Annotated in this window: 22 protein-coding genes and 1 tRNA gene; 18 read left to right on the forward strand and 5 right to left on the reverse strand. The window is 66.5% G+C overall.

From position 1 onward, the window contains the following. The first annotated feature begins 69 nt into the window (after window positions 1–69). The 7 genes from OHB26_RS18920 to OHB26_RS18950 are packed head-to-tail and all read left to right on the forward strand — an operon-like array spanning window position 70 to window position 8,477. Window positions 70–1,707 carry an ABC transporter substrate-binding protein gene (locus OHB26_RS18920; RefSeq protein ID WP_330178602.1) on the forward strand — a complete coding sequence of 546 codons (1,638 nt, stop codon included), beginning with the start codon at window positions 70–72 and terminating at the stop codon, window positions 1,705–1,707. Further along, entirely contained in the window at window positions 1,704–2,783 is a 1,080-nt protein-coding gene (locus OHB26_RS18925) for an ABC transporter permease (RefSeq protein ID WP_330178603.1), read from the forward strand. Before OHB26_RS18920 ends, OHB26_RS18925 begins: the two co-directional genes overlap by 4 nt. Then, window positions 2,780–3,652 carry an ABC transporter permease gene (locus OHB26_RS18930; protein WP_330178604.1) on the forward strand — a complete coding sequence of 291 codons (873 nt, stop codon included), beginning with the start codon at window positions 2,780–2,782 and terminating at the stop codon, window positions 3,650–3,652. The genes OHB26_RS18925 and OHB26_RS18930 overlap by 4 nt, the downstream gene beginning before the upstream one ends. Continuing rightward, window positions 3,652–4,623, forward strand: a complete 972-nt coding sequence (locus OHB26_RS18935) for an ABC transporter ATP-binding protein (RefSeq protein WP_330178605.1) — start codon at window positions 3,652–3,654, stop codon at window positions 4,621–4,623. The genes OHB26_RS18930 and OHB26_RS18935 overlap by 1 nt, the downstream gene beginning before the upstream one ends. After that, window positions 4,616–5,425: an ABC transporter ATP-binding protein gene (locus OHB26_RS18940; protein ID WP_330178606.1), complete on the forward strand. Its 810-nt coding sequence runs from the start codon at window positions 4,616–4,618 to the stop codon at window positions 5,423–5,425. Before OHB26_RS18935 ends, OHB26_RS18940 begins: the two co-directional genes overlap by 8 nt. Next, window positions 5,422–6,834 (forward strand): amidase, encoded by a 1,413-nt coding sequence (locus OHB26_RS18945; protein WP_330178607.1) that lies wholly within the window; start codon window positions 5,422–5,424, stop codon window positions 6,832–6,834. The genes OHB26_RS18940 and OHB26_RS18945 overlap by 4 nt, the downstream gene beginning before the upstream one ends. 8 nt (window positions 6,835–6,842) lie before the next feature. Then, on the forward strand, window positions 6,843–8,477 hold the full coding sequence (locus OHB26_RS18950) for an amidohydrolase (protein WP_330178608.1): 1,635 nt from the start codon (window positions 6,843–6,845) through the stop codon (window positions 8,475–8,477). 47 nt (window positions 8,478–8,524) lie between these two features. On the opposite strand, the gene OHB26_RS18955 is transcribed toward OHB26_RS18950, so the two are convergent. Beyond that, window positions 8,525–9,178, reverse strand: coding sequence for an SDR family oxidoreductase (locus OHB26_RS18955; protein WP_330178609.1), 654 nt, complete (start codon window positions 9,176–9,178; stop codon window positions 8,525–8,527). A 171-nt stretch (window positions 9,179–9,349) separates the two neighbouring features. Between OHB26_RS18955 and OHB26_RS18960 the strand changes: the two genes are divergently transcribed. After that, complete coding sequence (locus OHB26_RS18960; protein ID WP_330178610.1) at window positions 9,350–9,814, forward strand: potassium channel family protein; 465 nt, start codon at window positions 9,350–9,352, stop codon at window positions 9,812–9,814. Window positions 9,815–9,879: 65 nt separating this feature from the next. On the opposite strand, the gene OHB26_RS18965 is transcribed toward OHB26_RS18960, so the two are convergent. Beyond that, entirely contained in the window at window positions 9,880–11,001 is a 1,122-nt protein-coding gene (locus tag OHB26_RS18965) for an acyl-CoA dehydrogenase family protein (RefSeq protein WP_330185707.1), read from the reverse strand. Between the two features lie 134 nt (window positions 11,002–11,135). Then, the gene (locus OHB26_RS18970; RefSeq protein WP_330178611.1) at window positions 11,136–12,137 is read right to left on the reverse strand and encodes an AraC family transcriptional regulator; all 1,002 of its coding nucleotides are present in this window, start codon (window positions 12,135–12,137) and stop codon (window positions 11,136–11,138) included. A 115-nt stretch (window positions 12,138–12,252) separates the two neighbouring features. Between OHB26_RS18970 and OHB26_RS18975 the strand changes: the two genes are divergently transcribed. Together OHB26_RS18975 and OHB26_RS18980 are read left to right on the forward strand one after the other, a co-directional pair. Next, window positions 12,253–12,326: transfer RNA gene (locus tag OHB26_RS18975), tRNA-Met, on the forward strand. 487 nt (window positions 12,327–12,813) lie between these two features. Further along, on the forward strand, window positions 12,814–14,367 hold the full coding sequence (locus tag OHB26_RS18980; RefSeq protein ID WP_330178612.1) for a serine hydrolase domain-containing protein: 1,554 nt from the start codon (window positions 12,814–12,816) through the stop codon (window positions 14,365–14,367). A 349-nt stretch (window positions 14,368–14,716) separates the two neighbouring features. On the opposite strand, the gene OHB26_RS18985 is transcribed toward OHB26_RS18980, so the two are convergent. Then, window positions 14,717–14,977 (reverse strand): metal-sensitive transcriptional regulator, encoded by a 261-nt coding sequence (locus OHB26_RS18985; protein ID WP_330178613.1) that lies wholly within the window; start codon window positions 14,975–14,977, stop codon window positions 14,717–14,719. A gap of 140 nt (window positions 14,978–15,117) precedes the next feature. On the opposite strand from OHB26_RS18985, the gene OHB26_RS18990 reads away from it, so the two are divergent. The 6 genes from OHB26_RS18990 to ligA all read left to right on the forward strand — a co-directional run bounded on the left by OHB26_RS18990 (window position 15,118) and on the right by ligA (window position 20,642). After that, window positions 15,118–17,301, forward strand: coding sequence for an MMPL family transporter (locus tag OHB26_RS18990; RefSeq protein ID WP_330178614.1), 2,184 nt, complete (start codon window positions 15,118–15,120; stop codon window positions 17,299–17,301). Between the two features lie 17 nt (window positions 17,302–17,318). Next, window positions 17,319–17,714, forward strand: a complete 396-nt coding sequence (locus OHB26_RS18995) for a carboxymuconolactone decarboxylase family protein (protein ID WP_330178615.1) — start codon at window positions 17,319–17,321, stop codon at window positions 17,712–17,714. A 24-nt stretch (window positions 17,715–17,738) separates the two neighbouring features. Continuing rightward, window positions 17,739–17,900: a hypothetical protein gene (locus tag OHB26_RS19000; RefSeq protein ID WP_330178616.1), complete on the forward strand. Its 162-nt coding sequence runs from the start codon at window positions 17,739–17,741 to the stop codon at window positions 17,898–17,900. A 16-nt stretch (window positions 17,901–17,916) separates the two neighbouring features. Next, on the forward strand, window positions 17,917–18,120 hold the full coding sequence (locus OHB26_RS19005) for a YgaP family membrane protein (protein WP_330178617.1): 204 nt from the start codon (window positions 17,917–17,919) through the stop codon (window positions 18,118–18,120). A gap of 253 nt (window positions 18,121–18,373) precedes the next feature. After that, complete coding sequence (locus OHB26_RS19010; protein ID WP_330178618.1) at window positions 18,374–18,571, forward strand: hypothetical protein; 198 nt, start codon at window positions 18,374–18,376, stop codon at window positions 18,569–18,571. 79 nt (window positions 18,572–18,650) lie between these two features. Beyond that, window positions 18,651–20,642, forward strand: coding sequence for an NAD-dependent DNA ligase LigA (ligA, locus tag OHB26_RS19015; protein WP_330178619.1), 1,992 nt, complete (start codon window positions 18,651–18,653; stop codon window positions 20,640–20,642). A 38-nt stretch (window positions 20,643–20,680) separates the two neighbouring features. Here the strand turns inward: ligA and OHB26_RS19020 are convergent, their stop codons facing one another. Further along, entirely contained in the window at window positions 20,681–21,316 is a 636-nt protein-coding gene (locus OHB26_RS19020) for a TetR family transcriptional regulator (RefSeq protein WP_330178620.1), read from the reverse strand. A gap of 96 nt (window positions 21,317–21,412) precedes the next feature. Between OHB26_RS19020 and OHB26_RS19025 the strand changes: the two genes are divergently transcribed. Together OHB26_RS19025 and OHB26_RS19030 are read left to right on the forward strand one after the other, a co-directional pair. Continuing rightward, the gene (locus tag OHB26_RS19025; protein WP_330178621.1) at window positions 21,413–22,195 is read left to right on the forward strand and encodes an SDR family NAD(P)-dependent oxidoreductase; all 783 of its coding nucleotides are present in this window, start codon (window positions 21,413–21,415) and stop codon (window positions 22,193–22,195) included. Window positions 22,196–22,292: 97 nt separating this feature from the next. Next, window positions 22,293–24,116: an AfsR/SARP family transcriptional regulator gene (locus tag OHB26_RS19030; protein ID WP_330178622.1), complete on the forward strand. Its 1,824-nt coding sequence runs from the start codon at window positions 22,293–22,295 to the stop codon at window positions 24,114–24,116. Window positions 24,117–24,139: the final 23 nt, after the last annotated feature.

Raw genomic sequence — 24,139 nt, forward strand, 5'->3', positions numbered from 1 at the left:
TTCATCTTGACTCCCCACCACCAGCAATGCAGATCGAATGATCTGGATCACATCAGCAAGAGGTGTCAGATGCGTCCCGTCCCCTCGACAAAAATCGCGAGTGCCGCCGTCATGGCGTTCGTCGCCTTCGCGGCCACCGCCTGTGGCGGTGCCACCACATCCGGCGGGGGCGGCGGCCTGCCCTTCCAGATCACCGCGGGCACACCCACCGCCAAGGGCCCGGTCGACTCCGCGACCTGGTCGCTCTACGCGGAACCGCAGTCGCTCGACTACGCGTACGCCTTCGACTACCCACCGAATACCGTGCTGGCCAACGTCTGCGAGCAGTTGAACCGCATCACCCCGGACCTGAAGGTCGAACCGGGCCTGGCGACCGCCGCGACCTCGCCGGATCCGCTGCGCTGGGTGTACACGATCCGCCCCGGCGTGAAATTCCACGACGGTTCCCCGCTCACCGCCGACGATGTGGTGGCGAGCCTGCGGCGGCATATGGACCCGGCGGTGGGGTCCTACTGGGTCGCGGCATTCCAGAATGTCGATTCGATCGAGAAGACCGGCCCGATGGAGGTGACGGTCCATCTGCGCAAGCCCGATCAGCTGTTCAACCAGGAGATGGGCACCTCGGCGGGCACCATCGAGAGCGCCACGTTCCTGACCAAGGCGGGCGCGAACTACGGCACCCCGGACGGCGGCGTGAACTGCACCGGGCCGTACTCGGTGGCGAGCTGGCAGAAGGGCCAGTCGATCAACCTGAAGAAGTTCGACGGGTATTGGGATTCCGCGCTGGCCCCGAAAACCAGCACCGTGAAGATGGCCTTCATCCAGGATCCGGCCGCGCGGGTCAATGCCATGCTGTCGGGGGAGGTGGATGGCGGATATCTGCTGCCCTCAACGGGTTTCGACAAATTGAAGACCGCTCCCGGCGGCACCCTGTTCTTCGGTCCGAGTACCACCGCGGTGAGCTTGATCCCCACGAATCTGCGGGGCACGCTCGGTGACGCGCGGATTCGCAAGGCCCTGTCGATGGCGCTGGACCGCTCGGGCATCATCTCGGCCGCGGTCGGTGGGTACGGCACTCCTGCCAAAGCCCCCACCGCGATCGGCGCCTGGGGTCTCGCGCCCGACGCGGCCAAGGATTACTTCGCCCAACTGCCGGACTACACCCGCGATGTAGCCGGTGCGAAGGCGCTGATCGAACAGGCCGGGGCCACCGGTAAGAAGGTGGTGGTGGCGACCAGCACCATGTCGCCCGAACTCGGCGTCATCGCCAATGCCGTCCAGTCGGCGGGTCACGATATCGGCCTGGATGTGCAGTTACAGCCGGTCGCACCGGACGCGTACACCGCGCTGTTCGGTGACGCCTCCGCCCGCGCCGGAATCGATCTGGTGACGACCTTCTGGTACGACTCCACCCCGGACCCGCTCGAGCTGTACGGCATGTTGCAGACCGGGAACGCGCTCAATTACGGCGGCTACTCCAATCCGGATTACGACAGGTTGGTCGATCAGGCCGGGGCCACTGCCGATCCGGCCGCGCGCTGTGCGGTGACGGCCAAGTTGCAGCAGATCGCGGTGAACGATCTCGCATGGATTCCGCTGTACGAAGTGCCCAACAATATGTTCCTGAGCAAGAAGCTGACCGGCGCGACCACCTCCATCGCGCAGTTGCAGTACCCGTGGGCCGCCCAATTGGGCTCGGCGTCATGAGCGACGGCAGCGCCGCGCGGTCCACCGATGTGGTGGACCCGCCCGGCGGGCCGGCCGCACCGCACGATCTAATCGTGAAGCGGCCCAAGGGTTTTGCGAGCCGGATCAATGGGTCCGGTCGGTTGGGCGGCTTCGTGCGGCGGCTCGCCGGTTTGCTGTCGACGCTTGTCGCGGCCTCCTTCGCGGTATTCGCCTCCCTCTATCTGGCTCCCGGCGATCCGGTGACGTTTCTGATGCACGGTCATCCGGCCACCCCCGAGGCGGTGGCCGCGATCCGGCAGCAGTACCACCTCGACGATCCGTTCGTGGTGCGCTATTTCGATTGGATCGGCGGGGTGCTCCACGGCGATTTCGGCCGATCGGTGCAGTTCCGGCAGGACGTGAGTGATCTGCTGACTTCGCGACTGGCCACCACCGCCTGGCTGATCGCGTACTCGACCCTGCTGATCGTGCTGGTGGGCCTGGTCTTCGGCGCATTGGCCGCACTGCGGCCCGGCATCGTCGATCGGGCCGTCATGACCGTTACCGCGATCGCCACCGCCACACCGGCTTTCGTGGCCGCGGTGGTGCTGGTGTCGGTGTTCTCGGTTCAGCTCGGCTGGCTGCCCGCCTTCGGTGACGGCAGTGGGGCCGGGTTGGGCGGGCGGATCAGTCATCTCACCCTGCCCGCCGTCGCCTTGGCGTTCACCTTCGTCGGTCTGCTGGCCCGGGTGACGCGGGCGTCGATGCTGGCGGAGCTGGGGCGTGAGCATGTGGAGGTGTCGCGGTCCCGGGGCGTGCCGGAGGCGAGCGTCATCCGAAAGCATGTGCTGCGCAATGCTCTTGGGCCCATCACCACGGTCACCGGCACGGTGGTGGCCGGGCTGCTGGTGAGCACCTCGATCGTGGAGACCGCGTTCGGTGTCTCCGGAATCGGTCAGCTGCTGGTGAGTTCGGTCGCGGTGAAGGACTTCCCGGTGGTGCAGGCGGTGTGCCTGCTGGTGGTGGCGGCCTTCGTGATCGTCAATCTGCTGGTGGATGTGCTGCTGCCGCTCATAGATCCGCGCCTGGCGCGCGTGAAAGTCGGTGCGGCATGACCACTTTGGATAATCCAGTGTTCTCGCAGCGGCGCTGGGCGATGCCGCGTATCCGGCTCGGCGGCGGTAACGCGACACTGATCGCGGCGCTGGTGGTGCTGGGTGTGCTGGTGGTTGCGGCGCTGTTCGCGCCATGGATAGCGCCGCATGATCCCAATGCCGTCGACCTGTCGGCGACGCTGTCCGGATCCAGCTCCACGCATCCGCTCGGTACCGATCAATCAGGCCGAGATGTGTTGTCGCGCTTGACTGTCGGTGCGCGCACCGGTCTGCTCGGACCCCTCGTTGTGGTGGTCTTCTCGACCGTGCTCGGCATGCTCATCGGTGTGATCGCTGCCTGGAACGGCGGGGCCGTGGACGCGGCGCTCTCGCGCGGTATGGATCTGGTGTTCTCCTTTCCGGGACTGCTGCTGGCGATTCTGCTGGTCGCCGTATTCGGTTCCGGTGGCACCGCGCCGGTCATCGCCATGAGCGTGGCGTACGTGCCCTATGTCGGGCGACTGACGCGCGGTATCGCATTGCAGGAGAAGGCCCGCCCGTACATCCAGGCGTATCAGGTGCAGGGCTGGTCGGGCTGGATGATCTGCCTGCGCCATCTGATGCCCAATATCGCGGCGCTCGTATTGGCCCAGGCGGCAATCAATTTCGGCTACGCGCTGATGGATCTGGCGGCGCTGTCCTACCTCGGCTTCGGTGTGCAACCGCCGACGCCGGACTGGGGCGCGATGATCAACGAGGGTTCGGCGGCGCTGCAGCGCGGCGCGCTCATGCCCGCACTGGCTCCCGGCGTGGTCATTGTCATCGCGGTCGTCGCGTTCAGCACCGTCGGCGAGGGCTTCGCCGATCATCTGGCCAAGCGGGAGCGGTAATGCTGGAAATCCGTGATCTGACAGTGGGTTTGGCGGCGGGACGGGCGGCTCGACCGATCCTCGACGGGGTTTCGCTGACCGTCGAGGCGGGCGAGACGGTCGGACTGGTCGGTGAATCCGGATCGGGTAAGTCGGTCACCTGTCGTTCGGTCCTCGGCCTGCTGCCCGCTGGTTCGCGGGCCACCGGGCAGGTGCTGGTCGGTGACGACAACGTCCTGACCATGTCGAAATCCCGGCTGCGCCAACTGCGTCGGCACGAGGCGGCCATGATCTTCCAGGATCCGCGCGCCTCCATCAATCCGCTGCGGCGGATCGGCGACTTCCTCACCGAGGCGTTGCGGGCGGGTGGTGCGTCCCAGCGCACGGCCCTGAGCAAGGCCGAGGAACTCCTGGAGGCGGTGGGAATTCGCGATCCACACGGTGCGCTGCGCAAATACCCGCATGAGTTCTCCGGCGGCATGTTGCAGCGGGTCATGATCGCCGGGGCGCTCGGCGGCGGCTCGCGGCTGCTGCTGGCCGACGAGTCGACCACGGCGCTCGATGTCACCACGCAGGCCGAGGTGATCTCGATCCTGACGCGACTGCAGGCCGAGCGCGGAATGGGGATGCTCTTCGTCACCCATGATCTGGAGTTGGCGGCCGCCATCTGTGACCGGATCTATGTCATGTACGCGGGGCGGATTGTCGAATCACAGTCCGTGGAGGGGCTTTTCGAGAAACCGCGGCACCCGTATACCGCCGGGCTGCTGGCCGCCACACCGCAATTGGAGTCCGATGCCGCACCGCGCGGTGTACCCGGCAGGCCGTTGTCACTGGCCGAGGCGCGCACCGGCTGTGCCTTCGCGCCACGGTGCGCACACGCTGGGGAGCGGTGCACCACCCAGGATCCGGTGCTGTTGTCCCTGGGGCAGCACGGATCCCACCCGATCGAGGTCGCCTGTCTGAAGGCTGAGGAGCTGGTCCATGGGTAACGTGCTCACGGCCGAGCGGCTGTGCAAGAGCTTCGGCGATCACATTGCCGTGCTGGATGTTTCGTTCGTTCTGGAATCCGGTGGCGCGCTGGCGATCGTCGGCGAATCCGGATCCGGGAAGACCACCACCGCGCGCATGCTCGTCGGCCTGGAGTATCCGGACTCCGGACGCATCCTGGTCGATGGCGTCGATCGCACCGCCGCGTCCCGGGGGCGGGCTGCTCGCCTGGCGCGGGCCCGGCAGGTGCAGTTGGTGTTTCAGGATCCGTACCTTTCCCTCGATCCGCGGATCACCGTCGCGGCCTGCGTGGAGGAACCGCTGCGCCTGCACTTCGATATGACCGCGGCGCAACGGCGTTCCCGCCGGGACGAACTACTCGAGCAGGTCGGACTGGGGCGGCGCGAGGCGGCGGCCCTGCCGCGCGCGCTCTCCGGAGGGCAGCGCCAGCGCGTCGCGCTGGCCCGCGCTTTGGCCATGGAGCCGAAGGTGCTGGTACTGGATGAGGCCACCGCCGCGCTGGATGTCTCGATTCAGGCGCAGATCCTGCACCTGCTGCGGGAGCTCCGCGAAAGTCTCGGCATCGCTTACATATTCGTCAGCCACGATCTGGCGCTGGTTCGGCATGTGACCGAGGACGTGATCGTGCTCCATCACGGCGCGATCGTCGAATCCGGTTCGACCGCAAAGGTTCTCGCCGAACCGTCCCACCCTTACACCCGGCTGCTGCTGGATTCGGTGCCCCGCCGTGGCTGGGATACCGCACGTATCGCCGCCGACCGAAGAGCTTTGGAGAAAGCATGACCGAGGATCTCGCCTACCTGCCCGCCACCGAGGCGCTGCGGCTCTTCCGGGCCCGGGAGCTGTCGCCGGTGGAGTTGCTGACGGCCGTTATCGCGCGCGCGGAAAAGACCGAGCCGCAAGTCAATTCACATGCCGAGCAGACCTTCGAGGAGGCGCTCGCTCAGGCGAAGGAGGCCGAGAACGCCTACCTGCCCGGTGGGTCGCCGGGCGCCTTGACCGGACTGCCTGTCGCGACCAAGGAGGAGCAGCCGATCGCGGGCCGCCGCACCTGCGAGGGTTCGCTCGCCTATGCCGACCATATCGCCGACATCACCCATCCGGCGGTGGAGCGGATCCTGGCGGCAGGCGGAATCGTGCACGCCCGCACCACGACTCCCGAATTCTGCTGTGCCAGCTTCACGCATTCGAAGCTGTGGGGCGTGACCCGCAATCCGTGGAATCTCGAGTATTCTCCCGGCGGGTCCTCGGGCGGCAGCGGCGCGGCACTGGCCTCCGGGACCGCGACGCTCGCAACGGGTTCCGATATCGGTGGCTCCATTCGGCTGCCCGCCTCGGCCACCGGGACCGTCGGCTACAAACCGCCGTACGGGCGGGTGCCCGCGCTGCCGCCGATGAACCTGGACCACTACTGCCATGACGGGCCGATGGCGCGCACCGTCGCGGACTGCGCACTGCTGCAGAACGTCATCGTCGGACCGCATCCCGGCGATGTGGTGTCGCTGCGTCCGGCCGTGTACATCCCGTCCGAGCTCGGTGATGTGAGTGGGATGCGCATCGCGGTCGCCGTGAATCTCGGTGACTGGGTGATAGATCCGGAGATCACCGCCAATACGCTCGCCGTCGCCGAGGCGTTGCGGGCGGCCGGAGCGGTGGTCGAGGAGGTCGAGGTCGGACTGAAACGCGCCGAGGTCTGGCGGGCCGCCCTGATCCACTTCGGCGGTATCTTCGGCCCTGCGGTCGCGCAGATCGCAGCCGAACAGGGCGATCTGTTGACGCCTTACGCCCATGCCTTCGCTCGCGAAACCGCCATCGAGCCCGGAGATTTCCTGGACGGTCTGGAGCTCGAAGGCCGCATCTACGCGCCGATCGGCGCCCTGCTGGAGCGTTACGACGCGCTGATCTGTCCGACCACGGCCACCCCCGCGCTGACTGCCGGTGAGGACTATATCGATACCCGGCTGGTGATCAATGGCGTCGAACTCGACCACTACATGGAGTACGCGCTCACGCCCGTCTTCAATATCGCCAGCCGCTGCCCGGTGCTGAGCGTCCCGTCGGGTCGCGCCTCGAATGGCGTGCCGACCGGGGTGCAGGTGGTCGGGAGCAGCTATGACGATGCCACGGTCTTCCACGTCGGTGCGGCGATCGAACGGGTGCGCCCGTGGTCCTTCCGTCCCGAATCACTATGAGGAACAAAATGTTTGCCGATCTGATCTTTGTCAATGGTGTGATCCGCACGATGGCGGACGGTATCGCGCGGGCCGTCGCGGTGCGCGACGGCCGGATCGTCGCGGTCGGAGCCGACACCGATGTCACACCGCTCATAGGTGAGTCCACCGAGGTCGTCGATCTCGCGGGCCGGGCGCTGCTGCCCGGCTTCCAGGACTCGCACGTGCATCCGGTGCTGGCCGGGCTCACCATGATTCGCTGCGATCTGCATGACGCGCGCGATGCGGACGAGGCCCTGGAGCTGATCGCCGCCTACGCCGCCGCGCATCCGGAGCAGGAGTGGATCGGGGGTGGTGGCTGGTCCATGGACTGGTTTCCGGGCGGCACCCCGGCTCGCGGGCTCCTGGATGCGATCGTGCCCGACCGGCCGATTCATCTGATCAATCAGGATGGTCACGGGGCCTGGGTGAATACCGAGGCTCTCCAGATGTGCGGTGTCGACGCGGAAACCCGCGACCCGCAGGACGGCCGCATCGAACGCGAGGCCGACGGTTATCCCCAGGGCACCCTGCATGAGGGCGCGGCCCACCTGGTCGGCGATCATCTGCCCGAACCCACCCCGGATGACCTGCTGCGTGCCCTGCGCGCGGGTCAGGAACGGTTGCATTCGGTAGGTGTCACCGCCTGGCAGGACGCCATGGTCAGTCCCGAGGTGCAGCGGGCGTACGAATCCGCCGCTGCCGCGGGCATTCTCACCGGGCGGGTGGTCGGCGCGCTCTGGTGGGATCGCGAGCGCGGTGCGGAGCAGATTCCCGAACTCATCGAGCGCCGCCGTGCGACCGGGCGCTTCCGCACCACCAGCGTGAAGATCATGCAGGACGGTGTGGCCGAGAACTTCACCGCCGCGATGACCTCGTCCTATCTCGACGGATGCGGTTGCGGCACCGGCAATCACGGACTCAGCTTCGTCGACCCGATCGCCCTGCGCGATCATGTGACCCGGCTGGACGCCGCAGGCTTCCAGGTGCACATCCACGCGGTGGGTGACCGTGCCGCCCGCGAGGCCCTGGATGCCTTCGCGCGGGCGCGGGAGGTGAACGGTCGCAATGACAATCGCCATCACATCGCCCATCTCCAGGTGGTGCACCCCGAGGATGTGCCGCGCTTCGCGGCGCTGGACATCACCGCGAATATGCAACCGCTGTGGGCGGCCTACGAGCCCGCGATGAACGATCTCACCATCCCGTTCCTCGGCCCCGAACGCGCCGAATGGCAATATCCCTTCGGCGAACTGCACCGCACCGGCGCACCCCTGGCAGCGGGCAGCGACTGGCCGGTGAGCAGCGCCGACCCGCTGCTGGGTATTCACGTGGCGGTGAACCGCTCCATCCCGGGCGAGCCCTACGATGTCTTCCTCCCGCACCAATGCCTGGATGTGACAACGGCTTTCACCGCGTACACGCTCGGCACCGCTCGGGTGAATCACCTCGAATCCGATACCGGAACCATCGAGGTCGGTAAATACGCGGACCTGGTGGTCCTGGACCGCGACCCCTTCACCGAGCCGGGCCGCATCCTGGAGGCCGCGGTCGTTGCCACGTATGTGGAAGGGCGGCAGGTGTATTCGCGACTGCCGGATCGGAAGCCGGTGCACACCGCCTGACCGGATACGAACCGCCGCGATCCGGTGATCGCGGCGGCTCGTGGCGCTCAGATGGCCGCGACTGCCTCGGCGGTCGGGGTGTCCCCGCCGATCAACTCCAGTATCCGGCCCGTGCCCGCCCCGGAGATCAGCAGTTCGGCGAGCACACCAGCCACATCGAGGCGCGAAATACGGCCCGCCGGAACACTTTCCGCGAGTCGTACGCGTCCGGTGGCGGGCTCGTCGGTGAGACTGCCGGGCCGCAGAATCGTCCAATCCAGTCCGCGCCCGCGAAGATCGTTCTCCGCCTGCGTCTTCGCATCGATATAGGCGACCCAGGACTCATCCCCACCGGCGACGGGCTTGCCCGCACTCATGGTCGAGATCTGCACGAACCGTCGCACCCCCGCCTTCTCCGCCGCATCCGCGAGCAGTACCGAACCATCCCGATCGACGGTGTACTTGCGCTCGGGTCCACTCCCGGGCCCGGCACCGGCCGCGAACACCACCGCGTCGACACCGCTCAGCGCCGAGACCAATTCGTCCCGCCCCTGCTGTTCGAGGTCCAGTACGACCGGCTGCCCGCCCACCGCCTCCACATCCCCGGCATGCGCCGGATTCCGAATGACGCTCGACACCGCATCACCCCGCTCGCTGAGCACCCGGGTGAGTGCGAGCGCGATCTGCCCATGTCCGCCGATGATTGCGATTCGCATGACCACGAGCCTACGACGGTCCGGCCCGGCGATGCCCGATCCGTGACCGCGGGTGGCGTAGCGTGATTATCGATAATTCGATTCGCCCGATTGTGGACAGAGGATTGTCATATGCCGGAAAAGGATGCTGGGGGCGGTGTTTCGCCGCGGTCCGTCTACCGGACGATAGTGCGGTCGGTGGGTGTGCTGGTGGTATTCACGACGGCCTATTTCGTATTGCCGTTCGATCGGCTCGACGATGTCCCGGCACTGCTGCTGTTGATCGTCGGACTGGTGGTGGTGATCGGGCTGTGCGCATGGCAGGTACGGCAGGTATTGCGGGTCGATCGACCCGTATTGCAGGCCACCGAGGCGCTGGCCATGGTCTTCGGGGCGTATCTGATCGGTTTCGCGACGGTCTACTACCTGATGGACCTGGCCGATCCCGGGAATTTCAGCGAGCCGCTGACCAAATTGGACGCACTGTATTTCTGCGTAACGATATTCGCCACCGTCGGATTCGGCGATATCGTGGCGACCACGCAGGTCACGCGCGGATTCGTCCTGGCGCAGATGATCGGCAATCTGGTGCTGATCGGATTGGCGCTGCGCTTGTTCACGGCCTCGGTCCGGGTGCGCCAGCGGCAATTGCACAAGCCTTGACCGGATAGCGCGGCGGCGCAACAGGATTCGCTATCCTGTCACGCCGCGGCTGTTGTCCGGTGCCGTCAGAGGGTGCGGCCGATGATCAGCTTCATGATCTCGTTGGTGCCGCCGTAGATCTTCTGAATCCGGGCGTCGGCGTACATGCGGGAGATGGGGTATTCCGCCATGTAGCCGTAGCCGCCGAAGAGTTGCAGGCATTCGTCGGCGACCTTGCACTGCTGCTCGGTGAGCCACCATTTGGCCTTGGCCGCGGTGGGGACGTCGAGTTCGCCGCGCAGGTGCTTGTTGACGCAGTCGTCGGTGAAGGACCAGGCGATGGACTTGATGGTGTCGCATTCGGCGAGGGTGAACTGGGTGTTCTGGAAGGCGAATACCGGCTTGCCGAAGGCTTCGCGCTCCTTGGTGTAGGCCAGAGTGACCTCCACCGTCTTCTCGATCGCGGCGGCCGCGATCACGGCCAGGATCAGTCGCTCCTGGGGGAGTTGCTGCATGAGCTGGATGAAGCCGATGCCCTCGGCGCTGCCGAGCAGATTCGACCGCGGCACCCGGACATTGTCGAAGAACAGTTCGCAGGTGTCCTGGCCGTGCTGGCCGATCTTCTCCAGATTGCGGCCGCGCCGGAAGCCCTCGCTGGAGGTCTCCACCAGGATGAGCGAGACGGTGTCCGCGCCCTTGCCCTCGGAGGTCTTACAGGCCACGATCACCAGATCGGCCAGATAGCCGTTGGTGATGAAGGTCTTGGCGCCGTTCAGGACGTAATCGTCGCCATCCTTGACCGCCTTGGTCTTGATGCCCTGCAGGTCCGAGCCGGTACCGGGTTCGGTCATCGCGATCGCGCCGACGACCTCACCGGATGCCATGCGCGGCAACCAATTCCGCTTCTGCTCATCGGTGCCGTACGCGTTCAGATAATGTGCGACGATCCCGCTGTGCACCGGATTCCCGAGGCTGGGGGACAGGCCGCGCACCTGTTCGGTGAGCACCACGGCCTCATGCGCGAAGGTGCCGCCGCCACCGCCGTACTCCTCCGGAATGCTCAGGCACAGCAGACCCAATTCGCCCGCACGGTTCCAGATTTCGCGGTCGACATGGTGCTGGCGGGCCCACCGGTCCTCATTGGGGGCGCATTCCTTCTCGAAGAACTTGCGCGCTAGATCGGACAGCGCGTCCAGGTCCTCGTCCATCCACGGCGAGCGGTGCAGGGCCACGAGTGAACTCCTCTGTTCTAATCGGCTCTGCCGTGACGGTAAGGCGATTCGCGGTCCGCGCCTATGACCGCCTCGCTCGACTTCTTGACCGGAACGCTCAGCGCGACGATTCAGCGCTGATACGAGCCGGGCGCGCTCCCGGTCCAGCGGCGGAAGGCGCGCGAGAAGGCGCTCGGTTCGGAGAAGCCGAGCCGGCGGGACAGCGCGGTCACCGTCTCGTCACCGCGGACCAGGCTCGCGATGGCGGCATCGCGCAGAATCTGCTCGCGAATCTCCTTGAGCGAGGTGTGTTCGTCGCGCAGTTTGCGGCGCAGCGTCGGCGGGCTCATGGCGAGCTCGGCGGCGATATCGTCCGCACCCGGCCAGTCGCCGTCGAGTCCGCGCTGCAGAATGCGCCGCACCCGCGCGGCCGGTGAGATGGAGTAGTCGCGCGGCCCGAGCACCCCGGAGGGCGCGTTGCGCAGGAACGCCTGCAACTCGTCCTCACCGCGATTGATCGGCTGCTCCAGCAGGGCGGCATCGAATACCAGCGTCGGATCCGTGGCCGAGAAGACAACGGGCGCACCGAAAACCACGTCGTAGTCGTCGACCTCGGGATCACGCGGATACGGCACCTCCACCCGCCGCAACCGCAGTCGCCCGCCGATCGTCCAGGCCATGAACCGGTGCGTAATCGTCAGCATGGTGTCGATGACGATGCCAGGCGGTCGACCCGCCTCGCTCATATCGAAGCTGACCCGCGCCTCACCGTCATCTTCGGTGAGCCGGAGCCGCGGCAGCCCCGGCAGCGACCGCCGAAAACTCTCGAACCGGCGAATGGCCGCCCCGAGTGTGGGCGCACCCATCAATCCGAAACACACCAGCCGCAGCGTCCCGCGCGGCATCGGCCGCAATCCGAGCCCGAGCAATTCGTCATCGGTGGCCCGCCACAACCCCTGCACCATCCGCACGGCCTGATCGATGGTGACCCGGGAACGCCCCTCCGCCAACAGATCCGGCGAAATCCCCGCCTCCGCCAGCAGCCCGGTGATATCCCACCCACGCTGTCCGGCGAGTTCGACAATGGCCCGAACTCGCTGGATCGGCAGGGTGCTTCCGGCCTCGGCAGACATCCGCCCGACCGTATCAATCCGACCCCCACCGCCCACCGCCCGCCTCACCAACTCGCGAGGTCCGAGCCCGTTTTGGTGTATCCGCCCCACCCGTGTACTGTTCTGTTCACACCGACGCGGGGTGGAGCAGCTCGGTAGCTCGCTGGGCTCATAACCCAGAGGTCGCAGGTTCAAATCCTGTCCCCGCTACTACATGTGATCAGGGAAAACGGCTCCGGAACCATTGGTTCCGGGGCCGTTTTCGTTGGAATGGCAACGGATTTGGCAACGTTGGTCGAACCAAGCGTTATTCGTGGGTGGCTTCCCACGCTGTTCGCGGTGTCCGCCCGACAAGGGGGCGCGATTGGCGGCGCCTTCGTCCTGGCCGCGCAAGTTGACGATTGTTGCGAGCATTCTCGGTGGGGGAGCCGTCGATCGATCCGATACGTGCAGACACTCTTCTCGTCCTCGGTGAGATTCCTTGTTCGGACGGGAACTCATCGCCAAGTGAGGTGGCATGAGGAACTGAGGGTTCCGGGAGTCGCTTCGCCGGTTCTGCGCAGCGTTGCGCACGGTCGTGTCCGATCAGGCGTCGTAAAATTCCGGCCGATAGAGATCATGTGAAGGTCGGTGGGTTGGCGCGATGGCCTTCCGATTCCGGTGAAATCGACGAGCCTCGAAAAGGATTCGATATCCGATGAAATCTATTCCGGGCGAAAGCTTTCGAGCGGCAATGGGGATCGTGGCCGCCGCGATGTTGGTGGCCCTGGGGCCTGGAGTGGGTATCGCCGCTGCCGAACCGGCCGCCGTCGACCCCGTCGCGATCGATGAATTCATCGCCGACTATCTGGCGCACACCCGGCTGCCGGGTGTGGCGATCGCGGTGACGCACGGTGATCAGATCGTGCGCGCGACCGGATACGGCCACGACTCCTCGGGCACGAATCTGACCGGTGCCACCAAGATGCCGATCGCCTCGCTGAGCAAGTCGTTCACCTCTGCGGCGGTCCTGCAGTTGGTCGATGCCGGGAAGGTGGATCTCGATACGCCGGTGCGGCACTATGTTCCGGAATTCTGGATGAGGGATTCGCGCGCGGATCGAATCACCGTGCGCCAGTTGTTGAACCAGACCTCGGGCATGTCGGACCGTACGTTCCCGGACATCCGGATGCCGGTGCCGAATTCGCTGGCGGCGGCGGTCGATCGACTGCATTCCGCCGAGTTGGCGACCGATCCCGGCACCGCGTTTCATTACCACAATCCCAATTTCCAAGTCGCGGCGCGAGTGGTCGAGGTGGTCAGCGGAATACCGTTCGCCAACTACATGACCGAGCGGGTTTTCAAGCCGCTCGGAATGAATTCCACCTCGACTGTGAACGACACCACGGCGGCGAGTGATCTCACGCATGGATACATTCGGGCGTACGGGCTGCCGTTCGCCGCCGGGGAACCCGAGGTATTCGTGGGCGGCAGCCACGGTGTTCTCACCACCGCCGAGGATATGACCCGCTGGTTGATGGCTCAGAACGATCAGGGCCGCATTCCCGGAGGCGGCCAGTTGTTGTCCCCGGCCTCGATCGATGCCATGCATACCCCGTCGAAAATCAGCGACTACGCCATGGGCTGGTTCAGCAGGAAGACCGACAGCGGAGCCGCCGAACTCGTCCATACCGGTGAGTGGTTCACCTATACCGCGGAGCAGGTTCTGCTGCCCGAATCCGACTACGGCATAGTCGTCATGGTTCCGGCGGGCACCCAGTTGCAGGACGAGCCCGCGATCATCACTAACGGCCTCATCGCGCTGGTCTCCGGCGCCGAGCCCGAAGTGAGGAATCCCGCCGGCTTCCGCGCCGACTGGGTGCTCGCGGCCCTGACGGTGCTGACAATCGTCCTGGGGGTCCTCGGCTTCGTCCGCGCTCGTCGGTGGGCCGCAAAGCAATCGGGACGGCCCGTATGGGCGGTCGTGCTGCGCCAGGTGCCGTACCTGCTGCCGGTGCTGGCGCTCGCGCTGGCGCCCAACAATCTGACAATGGCTGTTCGCGGCCGTGCCAGCACCTTCGAAATCATGTGCTATGTCATGCCGGCGCTCATGATTTGGCTGGGCGTCGCGGCGCTGCTCGGGATCGGCTTGATTATTGTCCGAACGACACTGTGGGTGCGCCAACGTGGTTCGTCGGCCACCGGGCCGAGTTCACCGATGGCACCCGGTGACGATCCCGGCCACAGTCGAGCATCCACCGGCCAGCCGTGAGCGGTAGCAACCGTTGCGGTAGGCGGGGCGATCGGGTTCGGTTCGGTGGTCGCCGGGGTGAGCGCACATCACCCCGGCAGCGCCTGGGCAGCCAATTATTGCGATGGTGACAGGGCATGTGAGATCACGGCTCCACAGTCGTAACCGATCAGTTCGCGAACGTGTTCTGGCTGAATTCCACCATCGCCGGCACCGGCTGGCGAGCTGTGTCCGAAACCCAGCCGGACGTCAACGGGCGGAAATAGATCGCGTCGGCAGTGCCCCGGCCGGATACTCCGTCCCCGAGGCCGGTGAATCACAAGGTGCGGGACGTGGAGGATTGTGCGGAGATCCGCAGGGGCGCTCTCGGTCAGGCCAGAGCTAGGAAGAGTTTCTCGAGCTTCTTCGTGTCGACGCTGTCCGGGCCGTCTTTCACCAGGCAGTGCTGCAGCCCGGTGGCCACGAGTGCGTAGCCGCTACGGCTGAGCGCCTTGTTGACCGCGGCGAGCTGGGTGAGGATGTCCTCGCAATCGGCGCCGTCCTCCATCATTCGGATGACCGAGGCGAGATGCCCGTGTGCTCGCTTCATCCGGGTTATCACGGCCTTCATTTCGTCGTGCTCGAGTTGCATCGCACTTCTCCTTCACTGGACCACGCCGGGCCGGTACTGCCGGCACCTTACCGATCGCTCACCTCGCGCGGTCTGCGTCACCATCGAGTGTATATCCCCCCGGGGGGATGTTATCGTCGTGATCTCATCCCCCCGGGGGGATGCAAATCGAGAGGAGGAACCGCGTGGCGCAGCGAGTCGGAGGGACCGAAGCATCAACGCTTGCATCAGCATTTCGGCCCGGACCCCTAGGGCGGCTGGGCATCTGGGTGATCGAGCACCGTCGGCTGGTCGCCGTGGTGTGGGTACTGGTGGTCGTGGCCCTGGGGGCCTTCGCGCCATCCGTGGAGAAGAACCTGTCCGGCGCGGGCTGGCAGGCCGACGGGTCGCAATCGGTGGCGGTGCGCGATCTGGCGCAGGAACACTTCGGCGGCAACGCCAGCCACGCCATCCAGGTCGTCGTGCACAGCACCGACGGTGACCTGGACAGTGGTGACGGCCCCGCGGTCCTCAATGCGGTGACCACCCTGCTGCGGGGCGAACCGCGGCTGGCGGAGGTGATTCCCCCGATGCCCGGGGTGAGCCTGTCGCAGGATCACAAGACCGCGGTCGTACTCGCGGGCGCCGGGGTTGACACCAACGAAATGGTGCGCGTGGCAACCGATCTCAAGGACGAGCTGCAGGCGTTGTCGACCCCGGCGGTGCAGGTGAACCCCACCGGATCGTCACTGCTGTGGTCGGACTTCAACGACGCCAACCTGAAGGCGATGATGAAGTCGGAGATGGTCTCCTGGCCGGTGACCATGGCGATTCTGGTGCTCGCCTTCGGCGCGCTGGTCGCCGCCGGTCTGCCGCTGCTGCTGACGCTGGCCGGGCTGGTGGCGTCGGCGGGATCGCTGGTGCTGATCAATCACTTCGTGCCGGTGTCGATCTGGGCTATGAACTTCGCGATGATGTTCTCCCTCGCACTGGGCATCGACTACGCGCTGTTCCTGGTGGCCCGCTACCGTGCCGCGCGGATGGGGCAGCACGAATCCGGCCGCGAAGCGGTCGCCGAGACCATGGATACCGCGGGCAAAGCGGTGCTGCTCTCGGGTGCGACCGTGCTGGTGTCACTGTCGGCGGTGATGCTGGTGCCCTCGCCGGCGTTCCGGTCGATGGCCGGCGGCATCATGCTCTCGGTCCTGTTCGTCCTGGCCGCCACGCTGACCCTGCTGCCGGTGGTGCTGTTCAAACTCGATGACAGGATCAACCGGCTGTCCCTGCCCTGGGTTCACGTCGGCGAACACCGCTCGCCCGCGTTCGTGAAATGGGGAGAGCGACTGTGGCGTCGCCCGCTGGTGTGGGGTCTGGGCTCACTGGTCGTACTGATCGCCCTGGCCATACCGATCATCGGTTTGAAGACGGCGATGCCCTCGATCAAGGTGCTGCCCGAGGACGCGAGTGCTCGCATCGGCTACAACCAGGTGCAGGCCGCCTTCGGCGACGGTGCACCCGGCATGCTCCAAATCGTCACTCGCTCCGGCGATGCCGAGGCCGCCGGCCGAGTTCTGGCCGCCGATCCGGGTATCGCCGCCGCATTGCCGCCCGCGCCGCCCGCGGACGGCAGCGACTATCGGCTCATTCAGGCCGTCCCGAAGGTCGATCCCTCCGATCCGGCGCTCGCCGACACGGTGGACCGGCTCCGCGCCGAGCTACCGTCATCGGCGCAGGTCGGTGGTGCGGCGGTGGAGAACATCGATCTGGCCGACCAGCTGCACCGCTCCACCCCGCTGGTCATCGGCGTGGTCATGGTGCTCGGCTTCGTGTTGCTGCTGGTCGCGTTGCAGGCGCCGCTGATCTCGCTGCTGGGCACCCTGGTCAGTCTGTTGTCGACGGCCGCGGCGTTCGGTGTGGCGCGGCTGGTGTTCCAGAACGGTGTCGGCTCAGGCTTGTTGGGCTTCGAACATCAAGGCTTCCTCGACGCGTGGGCGCCGGTGTTCTTCTTCGCCATGATCTTCGCTATCGCCATGGACTACACCGTCTTCCTGCTGGCTTCGGCCAAGGAACACTGGGAGAAGTCCGGCGACCCGCGCGAAGCCATGATCGGCGCCGTCGCTCATTCGGGGCGGGTCATCTTCGCCGCCGGCGGGGTTATGGTGGCGGTGTTCTTCACCTTCGCGTTGTCGGGACCGTTGCCGCCCAAGGAAATGGGCGTCATCCTCGGCGTTGCCGTCCTGCTCGACGCCTTCCTGGTCCGGCTGGTCCTGCTGCCGGTCATGCTGCGCCTGGCGGGCCGCGCCGCCTGGGCCACGCCCGCCTGGCTGCGCCGAATCCTGCCGAAGATCACCTTCTCCCACGGCTGAACCGAAAGGGTAAACCGATGACATCGACCGACGAGACCACGTCCTCCTCCCGCCACGGCAAGGAGGTGCTGCGCGAACTGTCTCCCCAGCATCGCGAGCTGCGTCACGCGATTCCCGAGGTCTACAAGGGGTTCGGTGACCTCAGCAAGGCGGCCTTCGAGCCGGGCTCCCTCGACCGCAAGACCAAGGAGCTGATCGCCTTCGCGATCGGTGTGGTCGAAGGCTGCGACGGTTGCATCGCCTCGCACGGGCAGGCCGCCGCCCGCGCCGGCGCCACCCGCCAGGAAGCCGCCGAGGCCATCGGCGTCACCTTCCTCATGCACGGCGGACCCGCCACCATCCACGGCGCCCGTGCCTACGAGGCGTTCTGCGAATTCGCCGATGCCGTCGACGCGGGCGACACCAAGTCCTGATCACCAACCGCAAAGGAGCCACTCATGTGCCGAGCCTCCCGCTGCCGAACCTGCGGCCTGACCACCTGGTCCGGCTGTGGCCAGCACATCGCTCAGGTCAGGGCCACGGTCCCGGCCGACCAGTGGTGCAGCGGCCATCCCGACGCCGAGCGCGGCGGCTGGCTGCGCCGCATTCTCGGAAGGTAGAAGTCCGATGTCGCGTGTGAACATCGATCGAGCTGTGCTCGCCGTGGCGGGAACTGTCACCCTGCTCGGCATCGTGCTGGCGTTCGCGGTGTCGCCCTGGTTCGTGCTGCTCGCAGCGTTCGCGGGAGTCAATCAACTCCAGGCCAGCGTCACCGGCTTCTGCCCGGCCGCGATTCTCCTACGCAGACTTGGCGTTCCACGAGGATGCGCGTTCGAGTAGCTGCCACCGTGAACACCCCCTGCCCGTACTGGCAGGGGGTGTTCACGGCGAGGATCTTCGGTTCAAAGTGAGTAGGTGTACTCCCTCGGAGGCTGATCGTGCGGTGAGCGCCATCGTTCGAACCTCCTGGCGGATAACGTGTCATGCGCGCTTGGTCGCAGGTTCAATGCTGTCCCGCTACTAACGAAAAGCCCGGAACCAATTGGGTTCCGGGCCTTTTCGTGTTGGTCGCCACATCGCCAATGAATACATTGTGGACGCGCAGGAGCTGCGGCATCTGAATCAGAAGCGGGTCTACCGCTGGTCCGATATCGAGATTCTGAAGGACGGTGGCCGGATCTGGTTGAAACCGGATGGTCAGCCGAAGCGTAAGTGGATGACGATGGAATGGCTCATTCCCAATGTCGTGTTGATTCCTCTTCTGCACGACGAGCTGTCGGGGCGGGGCTGAGGTCCATCGGGCGACTCGGCGCCGGGGATGCGGTGCTGTCGCACGCGGGTGTCGGTGTGGTTGGGTAGCGTCCCGGGTTGTGGAAATTGGGGAACGTATTCAGGAGCTCGCGGGTCGGATCGTGGCGTTGCGCGATGCCTACTATCAGGGGTCGCCGCTGGTCGCGGACGCGGAGTATGACGCGGTCGAGGATGAGCTGCGGGGGCTGATCGAGGCCAATCCGGAGTTGACGCCGGAGACCAATCCGCTGGATCAGGTGGGGGCGCCCGCGGTTCTGCATGCGCCGATCAGGCATTCGCGGCCGATGCTTTCGCTGGAGAAGGCGACCAAGCCCGAGCAGGTCGAGGCGTTCTTCGGCCGGTTCCCTGGGCAGTCGGTGGTGGTGATGCCCAAGCTGGACGGGTTGTCGCTGGCGCTGGTGTTCGAGGACGGCCGGCTCGCGCGCGCGATCACCCGGGGTGACGGCAGCACCGGTGATGACGTGACCATGCTGGTGCGTGCCCTGGTCGATGGCATTCCCGAGCGGATCGACGTGCCCGGGCGAGTGGAGGTGCGCGGTGAGGCGGTGATGCTTCGCTCCACTTTCGTCGCCTACAACACCGCGCATCCGGACAAGCCGCTGATCAATCCGCGCAATGCGGCGGCGGGCACGCTGCGGGCGAAGGATCCGGCCACGGTGGCCGAAAGACGGTTGCGGTTCTTCGGGTTCGATCTGGATATCGCCGACGGCGAGGCCGCGGTCGATCTGGAGGAGGGGCTGCTGGCGCTCGGGATCGCGGGTGCGCAGATGCGGCACTGTGCCGATGCGGAGCAGGCGCAGGTGGCGATCTCGGCGGTCGAACAGGGGCGCAACGATCTCGACTACGACCTCGACGGGGCCGTACTGCGGCTGGCCGATCGCGAGGCGTACGCCGCGGCCGGGACGCGGTCGAACTCTCCGCGCGGTGCGCTGGCATTCAAGTTCGCCGCCGAGGAGAAGACCACGCTGCTGCGCGAGGTGATCTGGGATGTGGGCAAGACCGGCAAGATCGTCCCGGTCGCCTGGCTGGAGCCGGTGTTCGTGGGCGGCACCACGGTCACCAAGGCCACACTGGCCAATCAGGAGGTGATCCGGGCCCGCGATATCAAGGTCGGTGACACCGTGCTGGTGCGCCGCGCGGGCGATGTCATCCCGTTCGTCGCGGGCGTTCTCGACGCCTCCAAGCGCACGGGCCAGGAGATCGAGATCCTTTCGCCGACGGTCTGCCCGTCCTGCGAGCAACCGGTCACCGAACAGGGCAATAGTCGAGAGCTGTTCTGCACCAACGTTTCCTGCCCCGCGCAGACGGTGCGCAGGCTCATCCACTGGGCCTCGCGGGCGGCCGCGGATATCGATGCCATCGGCGGGGTGTGGATCGAGCGCCTGGCCGAGGCGGGCATGCTGGAGAATCCGTCGGACTTCTACGCCCTGACCAAGGAGCAGTTGCTCGAGTTCGATCGCGTCGGCGAGGTCTCGGCCGGGCGCATGATCGATTCGATCGATGCCAGCCGTCAGGTCGGCCTGCGTCGCGCCCTGATCGGCCTGGCCATTCCGATGGCTTCCGACGGCACCGCCGCCCGCCTGGCCCGAGCCGGATTCGGATCCCTGGAGGAGGTCGCCGACGCGGGCGAGGAACGCCTGGTGGCGGTGGAGGATATCGGCCCGAAGGTGGCCGCCTCCCTGGTCGCACACCTGACCCGCCTGCGCCCGGAGCTCGAGAAGTTGCGCGCGGCGGGCGTCTCCCTCGATGTACGCGAGGAGGATCTACCCCCCGTCATCGCCGCCGGTGCGCCGCTGGCGGGTAAGACGGTGGTCATCACCGGGGCGATCAGTGATCCGCGCTCCGGCGAAAAGGTCGCTCGCCCAACGTTTCAGCGCCTCTGCGAACAGGCGGGCGCGACGGCGGCCTCCTCGGTCTCGGCCAATACCGACATGCTCATCACCGGCGCGGGCGTCGGCGACAGCAAACTGACCAAGGCCGAGAAACTCGGCGTCGAGGTCGTCGACCAGGGCGAGATCTGGAACCTGCTGATCGAGGCCAAGGTCGTCTAGTCGCACGCGGAAACGGCCCAGGGGCGGAAATCCCTGGGCTACAACAGGTTCTGCCCGGCAAGATGTGTCAGGCAGGCATCCACCGCATCGGCGGCGGAGCCGGGCAGATCACCCGCGGCCCAACGTTCGATGGCAAGGCGCACGGCGGTATTCGCCATGGCGGCCACGATCGCCACATCCAGATCATCGGGGGAGCGGCCGGTGCGGGCGGCGATGATGGGGATGAGTTGGATTTCGCAGTCCTGCTGAACGCGCAGCCAGGTCGCGCGCAGGGCGGGGAGTTCGGTGGCGGCGTGCAGTAGCGGCCGCAGCAGCGTTTCGGCGATGCCCTCCTCCGCCAGGGCCGCGGCCGTGGCGGTGCGATAGGAGCGGCCGATGGCCTCGCGCAGCGGTAATTCGGGCGGGCACGCGGCGAGTTCATCGGCCCAGGCCCGGGCGCCGATCGAAAGCAGCGGCGCGACCACATCCTCCTTACCTGGAAAGTATCGGTAGAAGGTGCGCAGACCCATGCCCGCCGCAGCCGCGATGTCATCGACTGTTGTTGCGGTGTAACCATTTTCGGCGAAGAGATGGGCCGCGACCATGGCCACCTCGCGCCGGGTGGCCGCGCGCCGGGTCTCGCTGAGCGCCGGACGGCCCGGGGTGGGGGTGGTGCGGATTCGCTCACTGGTCACAGCCGCACTCTACCCACTCGGGAAACATTTAATGGCGCACTGTGCCATTTATGGCATATCGTGTCAGAAACGATTCCATTGATCAGGAGAGATTCCATGAACCGTCTCGAACAGCGCCGCATTCTGGTGACCGGCGCGGGCTCGGGCATCGGCCAGGCCACCGTCCTGCGCCTGTTGTCCGAGGGCGCGGTCGTCGTCGGCGCGGATGTGAACGCCGAAGGACTCGAGCTCACCCGCAAGCAGGCCGCCGAGGCGGGCGCCGAAACCCGGCTGACCACCCTGCAGATGAATATCGGCCAGGAGGCGGAGGTCATCGCGGGCGTCAAGAGCGCCGTCGAAACGCTCGGCGGACTGGACGCGCTGGTCAATGCGGCGGGCATCCTGCGCGCGGCGCACACCCACGAAACCTCCCTGGATCTGTGGAATCAGATCATCAATATCAACCTCACCGGCACCTTCCTGGTGGTTCGTGAGGCACTGCCCGCGCTGTTGGCGAACCCCAGCAGCAATATCGTGAACTTCAGCTCCACCTCCGCGAACTTCGCGCACCCTTATATGGCGGCCTACTCCGCGAGCAAGGGCGGCATCCAATCCCTCACCCATACCCTGGCCCTCGAATACGGCAAGCAGGGCCTGCGCGCGGTCAGCGTCGCGCCCGGCGGTATCAAGTCCGGTATCACCGATGCCACCCCCGGCTACCTTCCGCAGGACTCCGACTGGTCGTTCCTCGGCCGCCTGATCGCCATTGTGCCGCAGGACAATCCGGCGGAGTTGGCAGGTCCGGAGAATGTCGCGGGCGTGATCGCCATGCTCATCTCCGATGACGGCCGCTTCATCAGCGGTACCGAAATCCGCATCGACGGCGCCGCCCACACCTGATCGCAGCTGAACGCTTGACCGTTCCGCGTCGCCCAATACTATTGGGGCTGTTAGTTTTTGCAGGTCACCAAGGGTTTGCGGGGTCACGGCGGAGGATATGATCGAATTCAGGTTGCTGGGCTCCGTCGAGTTGGTGGTGGACGGGCAGACGGTGGATTTGGGACCGTCGAAACAGCGCGGGATAGTTGCCGCGCTGCTCGCCGAGCCGGAACAGTCCATCTCGACAGATACGCTGGTGGCGCGGGTGTGGGACGCGCCGCCGGAGACCATCCGGAATTCGGTCTACACGTATATGACCAGGCTGCGTCGCATTCTGCGGACAGCCACCGCGCATACCGGTGAGTCGCCGGAGATTCGCCGGGTGCACGGCAGCTACCGGATCGAGGTGCCGCGGGGCGCCGTCGATCTCTCGGTCTTCCGGGATTTGGTGGGGCGAGCCCGGGCCATGTCGCCCGCTGATCCCGCCCGAGCGGAGACGCTGAGCCGGGCGCTGGCCCTGTGGCGCGGAGAACCGCTGGCCGGGTTGGACAGTGATTGGGTGCGGCGGTTCCGGGACAGTCTGCGTCAGCTCCGGCACGAGGCGATCGCCGAATGGGCCGATGCCGAACTCCGGCGCGGGAATCCGAAGCCGGTGGCGGCCGATCTGCGCAAGGCGCTGCTCGAGCATCCACTCGCCGAGGATCTGCACGAACGACTGTTGCGCGCCTACCATTTGGACAATCGTGATGCGGAGGCGCTCGCGCACTACGACCGGTTGCGCCGCACCCTCGCCACCGAGCTCGGCGTCGATCCGGGCCCGCGCCTGCGCGCGCTGCACGCCCAACTGCTGGCCAGTGGGGGTGCGCCCGAAACCGTTCCAGCGGAGCCGGTTTCGGCGTACTCGGACCCGATGCCGGGTGCACCGGCTCCGCCGCGGGAGCATCCCGCCGCGGAGACCGTGGACCCGCACGGCTTCCGCGGTCGCGTGGCCGATATCGACCGTATCCGGCGCGCGCTGACCGAGGGCGCCGGAACCCGCCCGGTGCTGATCACCGGTAGTCCGGGAATCGGCAAGTCCGCCTTGGCTGTTCGAGTGGCCGAGAGTCTGTGCGGGCACTTCCCGGACGGTGTGCTCCGGGTGGATCTGGGCGGCTCCGCCTCGGTTCCCGCCGAGCCGTTCGCGGTGCTCGGACGCCTGCTGAGCGCACTCGGGGTCCCCGCCGCCCTGCACCCGCGTGATCTCAGTGCCCGCGCCGCCCGCTACCGCGCCGAGCTCGCCGATCGACGCGTACTGCTACTGCTCGACGATGCCGCCTCGCAGGCGCAACTGGCTCCGCTGCTCACGGTCGGCTCCGGTTGCGCGGTTCTGGTCACCAGTCGTATCGGCTTGGATATCAAGGGAATTCGTAAGACGGTACTGCGCGAATTGACCATGTCCGAGAGTATGGAGGTGCTCTGCGCACTCCTGGGCGAGGAGCGGGTGCGGGCCGAGGAGTGGGCCGCGACCGCCCTGGTGCGCTGCTGCTCCGGCATCCCGCTGGCGCTGTACGCGGTGGGTTCCCGGCTGGCCGCCCGCCCGCACTGGACCATTACCCAGCAGCTCGGCCGGATGTCCGAGGAGCAGCGCCGACTACACGAATTCGCCTATGGCGCAGCGGATGTGCGCAATGGCGTGGCCGTGATGGTGGGCCGGCTCAGCCCGGTGGCCGCCCGCGTGCTGCGTCACCTCGGCGCGACCTTGTCGCCGCGTGAACAATTCTCCACGGTGGCGCTCACCGGTCTGGCCGATCCGGCCGCCGCCCTGGCCGAACTGCACGATGCGCATCTGGTCACGCGCACCGAGCCGGACGGTGGCCCGCCGCGGTACGTCATGCTCGAGATCCACCGCCTCTTCGCCAAGCACCTCATGCCCAGCGCCACTCCCGCCGCCCTGCCCGCCTGATCGCAGGACCGGCACGGTCGAGA

This window comes from Nocardia sp. NBC_01503 (assembly GCF_036327755.1).
Lineage (GTDB): Bacteria > Actinomycetota > Actinomycetes > Mycobacteriales > Mycobacteriaceae > Nocardia.

Excerpts from the sequence above, each read along its gene's own strand:
- OHB26_RS18930 (WP_330178604.1), top strand. The coding sequence starts at position 2,780 with ATGACCACTTTGGATAATCCAGTGTTCTCGCAGCGGCGCTGGGCGATG.
- OHB26_RS18950 (WP_330178608.1), top strand. The coding sequence starts at position 6,843 with ATGTTTGCCGATCTGATCTTTGTCAATGGTGTGATCCGCACGATGGCG.
- OHB26_RS18935 (WP_330178605.1), top strand. The coding sequence starts at position 3,652 with ATGCTGGAAATCCGTGATCTGACAGTGGGTTTGGCGGCGGGACGGGCG.
- OHB26_RS19000 (WP_330178616.1), top strand. The coding sequence starts at position 17,739 with ATGTGCCGAGCCTCCCGCTGCCGAACCTGCGGCCTGACCACCTGGTCC.
- OHB26_RS19025 (WP_330178621.1), top strand. The coding sequence starts at position 21,413 with ATGAACCGTCTCGAACAGCGCCGCATTCTGGTGACCGGCGCGGGCTCG.
- OHB26_RS18990 (WP_330178614.1), top strand. The coding sequence starts at position 15,118 with ATGCAAATCGAGAGGAGGAACCGCGTGGCGCAGCGAGTCGGAGGGACC.
- OHB26_RS18940 (WP_330178606.1), top strand. The coding sequence starts at position 4,616 with ATGGGTAACGTGCTCACGGCCGAGCGGCTGTGCAAGAGCTTCGGCGAT.
- OHB26_RS19030 (WP_330178622.1), top strand. The coding sequence starts at position 22,293 with ATGATCGAATTCAGGTTGCTGGGCTCCGTCGAGTTGGTGGTGGACGGG.
- OHB26_RS18980 (WP_330178612.1), top strand. The coding sequence starts at position 12,814 with ATGAAATCTATTCCGGGCGAAAGCTTTCGAGCGGCAATGGGGATCGTG.
- OHB26_RS18995 (WP_330178615.1), top strand. The coding sequence starts at position 17,319 with ATGACATCGACCGACGAGACCACGTCCTCCTCCCGCCACGGCAAGGAG.
- OHB26_RS18920 (WP_330178602.1), top strand. The coding sequence starts at position 70 with ATGCGTCCCGTCCCCTCGACAAAAATCGCGAGTGCCGCCGTCATGGCG.
- OHB26_RS18945 (WP_330178607.1), top strand. The coding sequence starts at position 5,422 with ATGACCGAGGATCTCGCCTACCTGCCCGCCACCGAGGCGCTGCGGCTC.
- OHB26_RS18925 (WP_330178603.1), top strand. The coding sequence starts at position 1,704 with ATGAGCGACGGCAGCGCCGCGCGGTCCACCGATGTGGTGGACCCGCCC.
- OHB26_RS18965 (WP_330185707.1), bottom strand. The coding sequence starts at position 11,001 with ATGGACGAGGACCTGGACGCGCTGTCCGATCTAGCGCGCAAGTTCTTC.
- OHB26_RS18985 (WP_330178613.1), bottom strand. The coding sequence starts at position 14,977 with ATGCAACTCGAGCACGACGAAATGAAGGCCGTGATAACCCGGATGAAG.
- OHB26_RS18970 (WP_330178611.1), bottom strand. The coding sequence starts at position 12,137 with ATGTCTGCCGAGGCCGGAAGCACCCTGCCGATCCAGCGAGTTCGGGCC.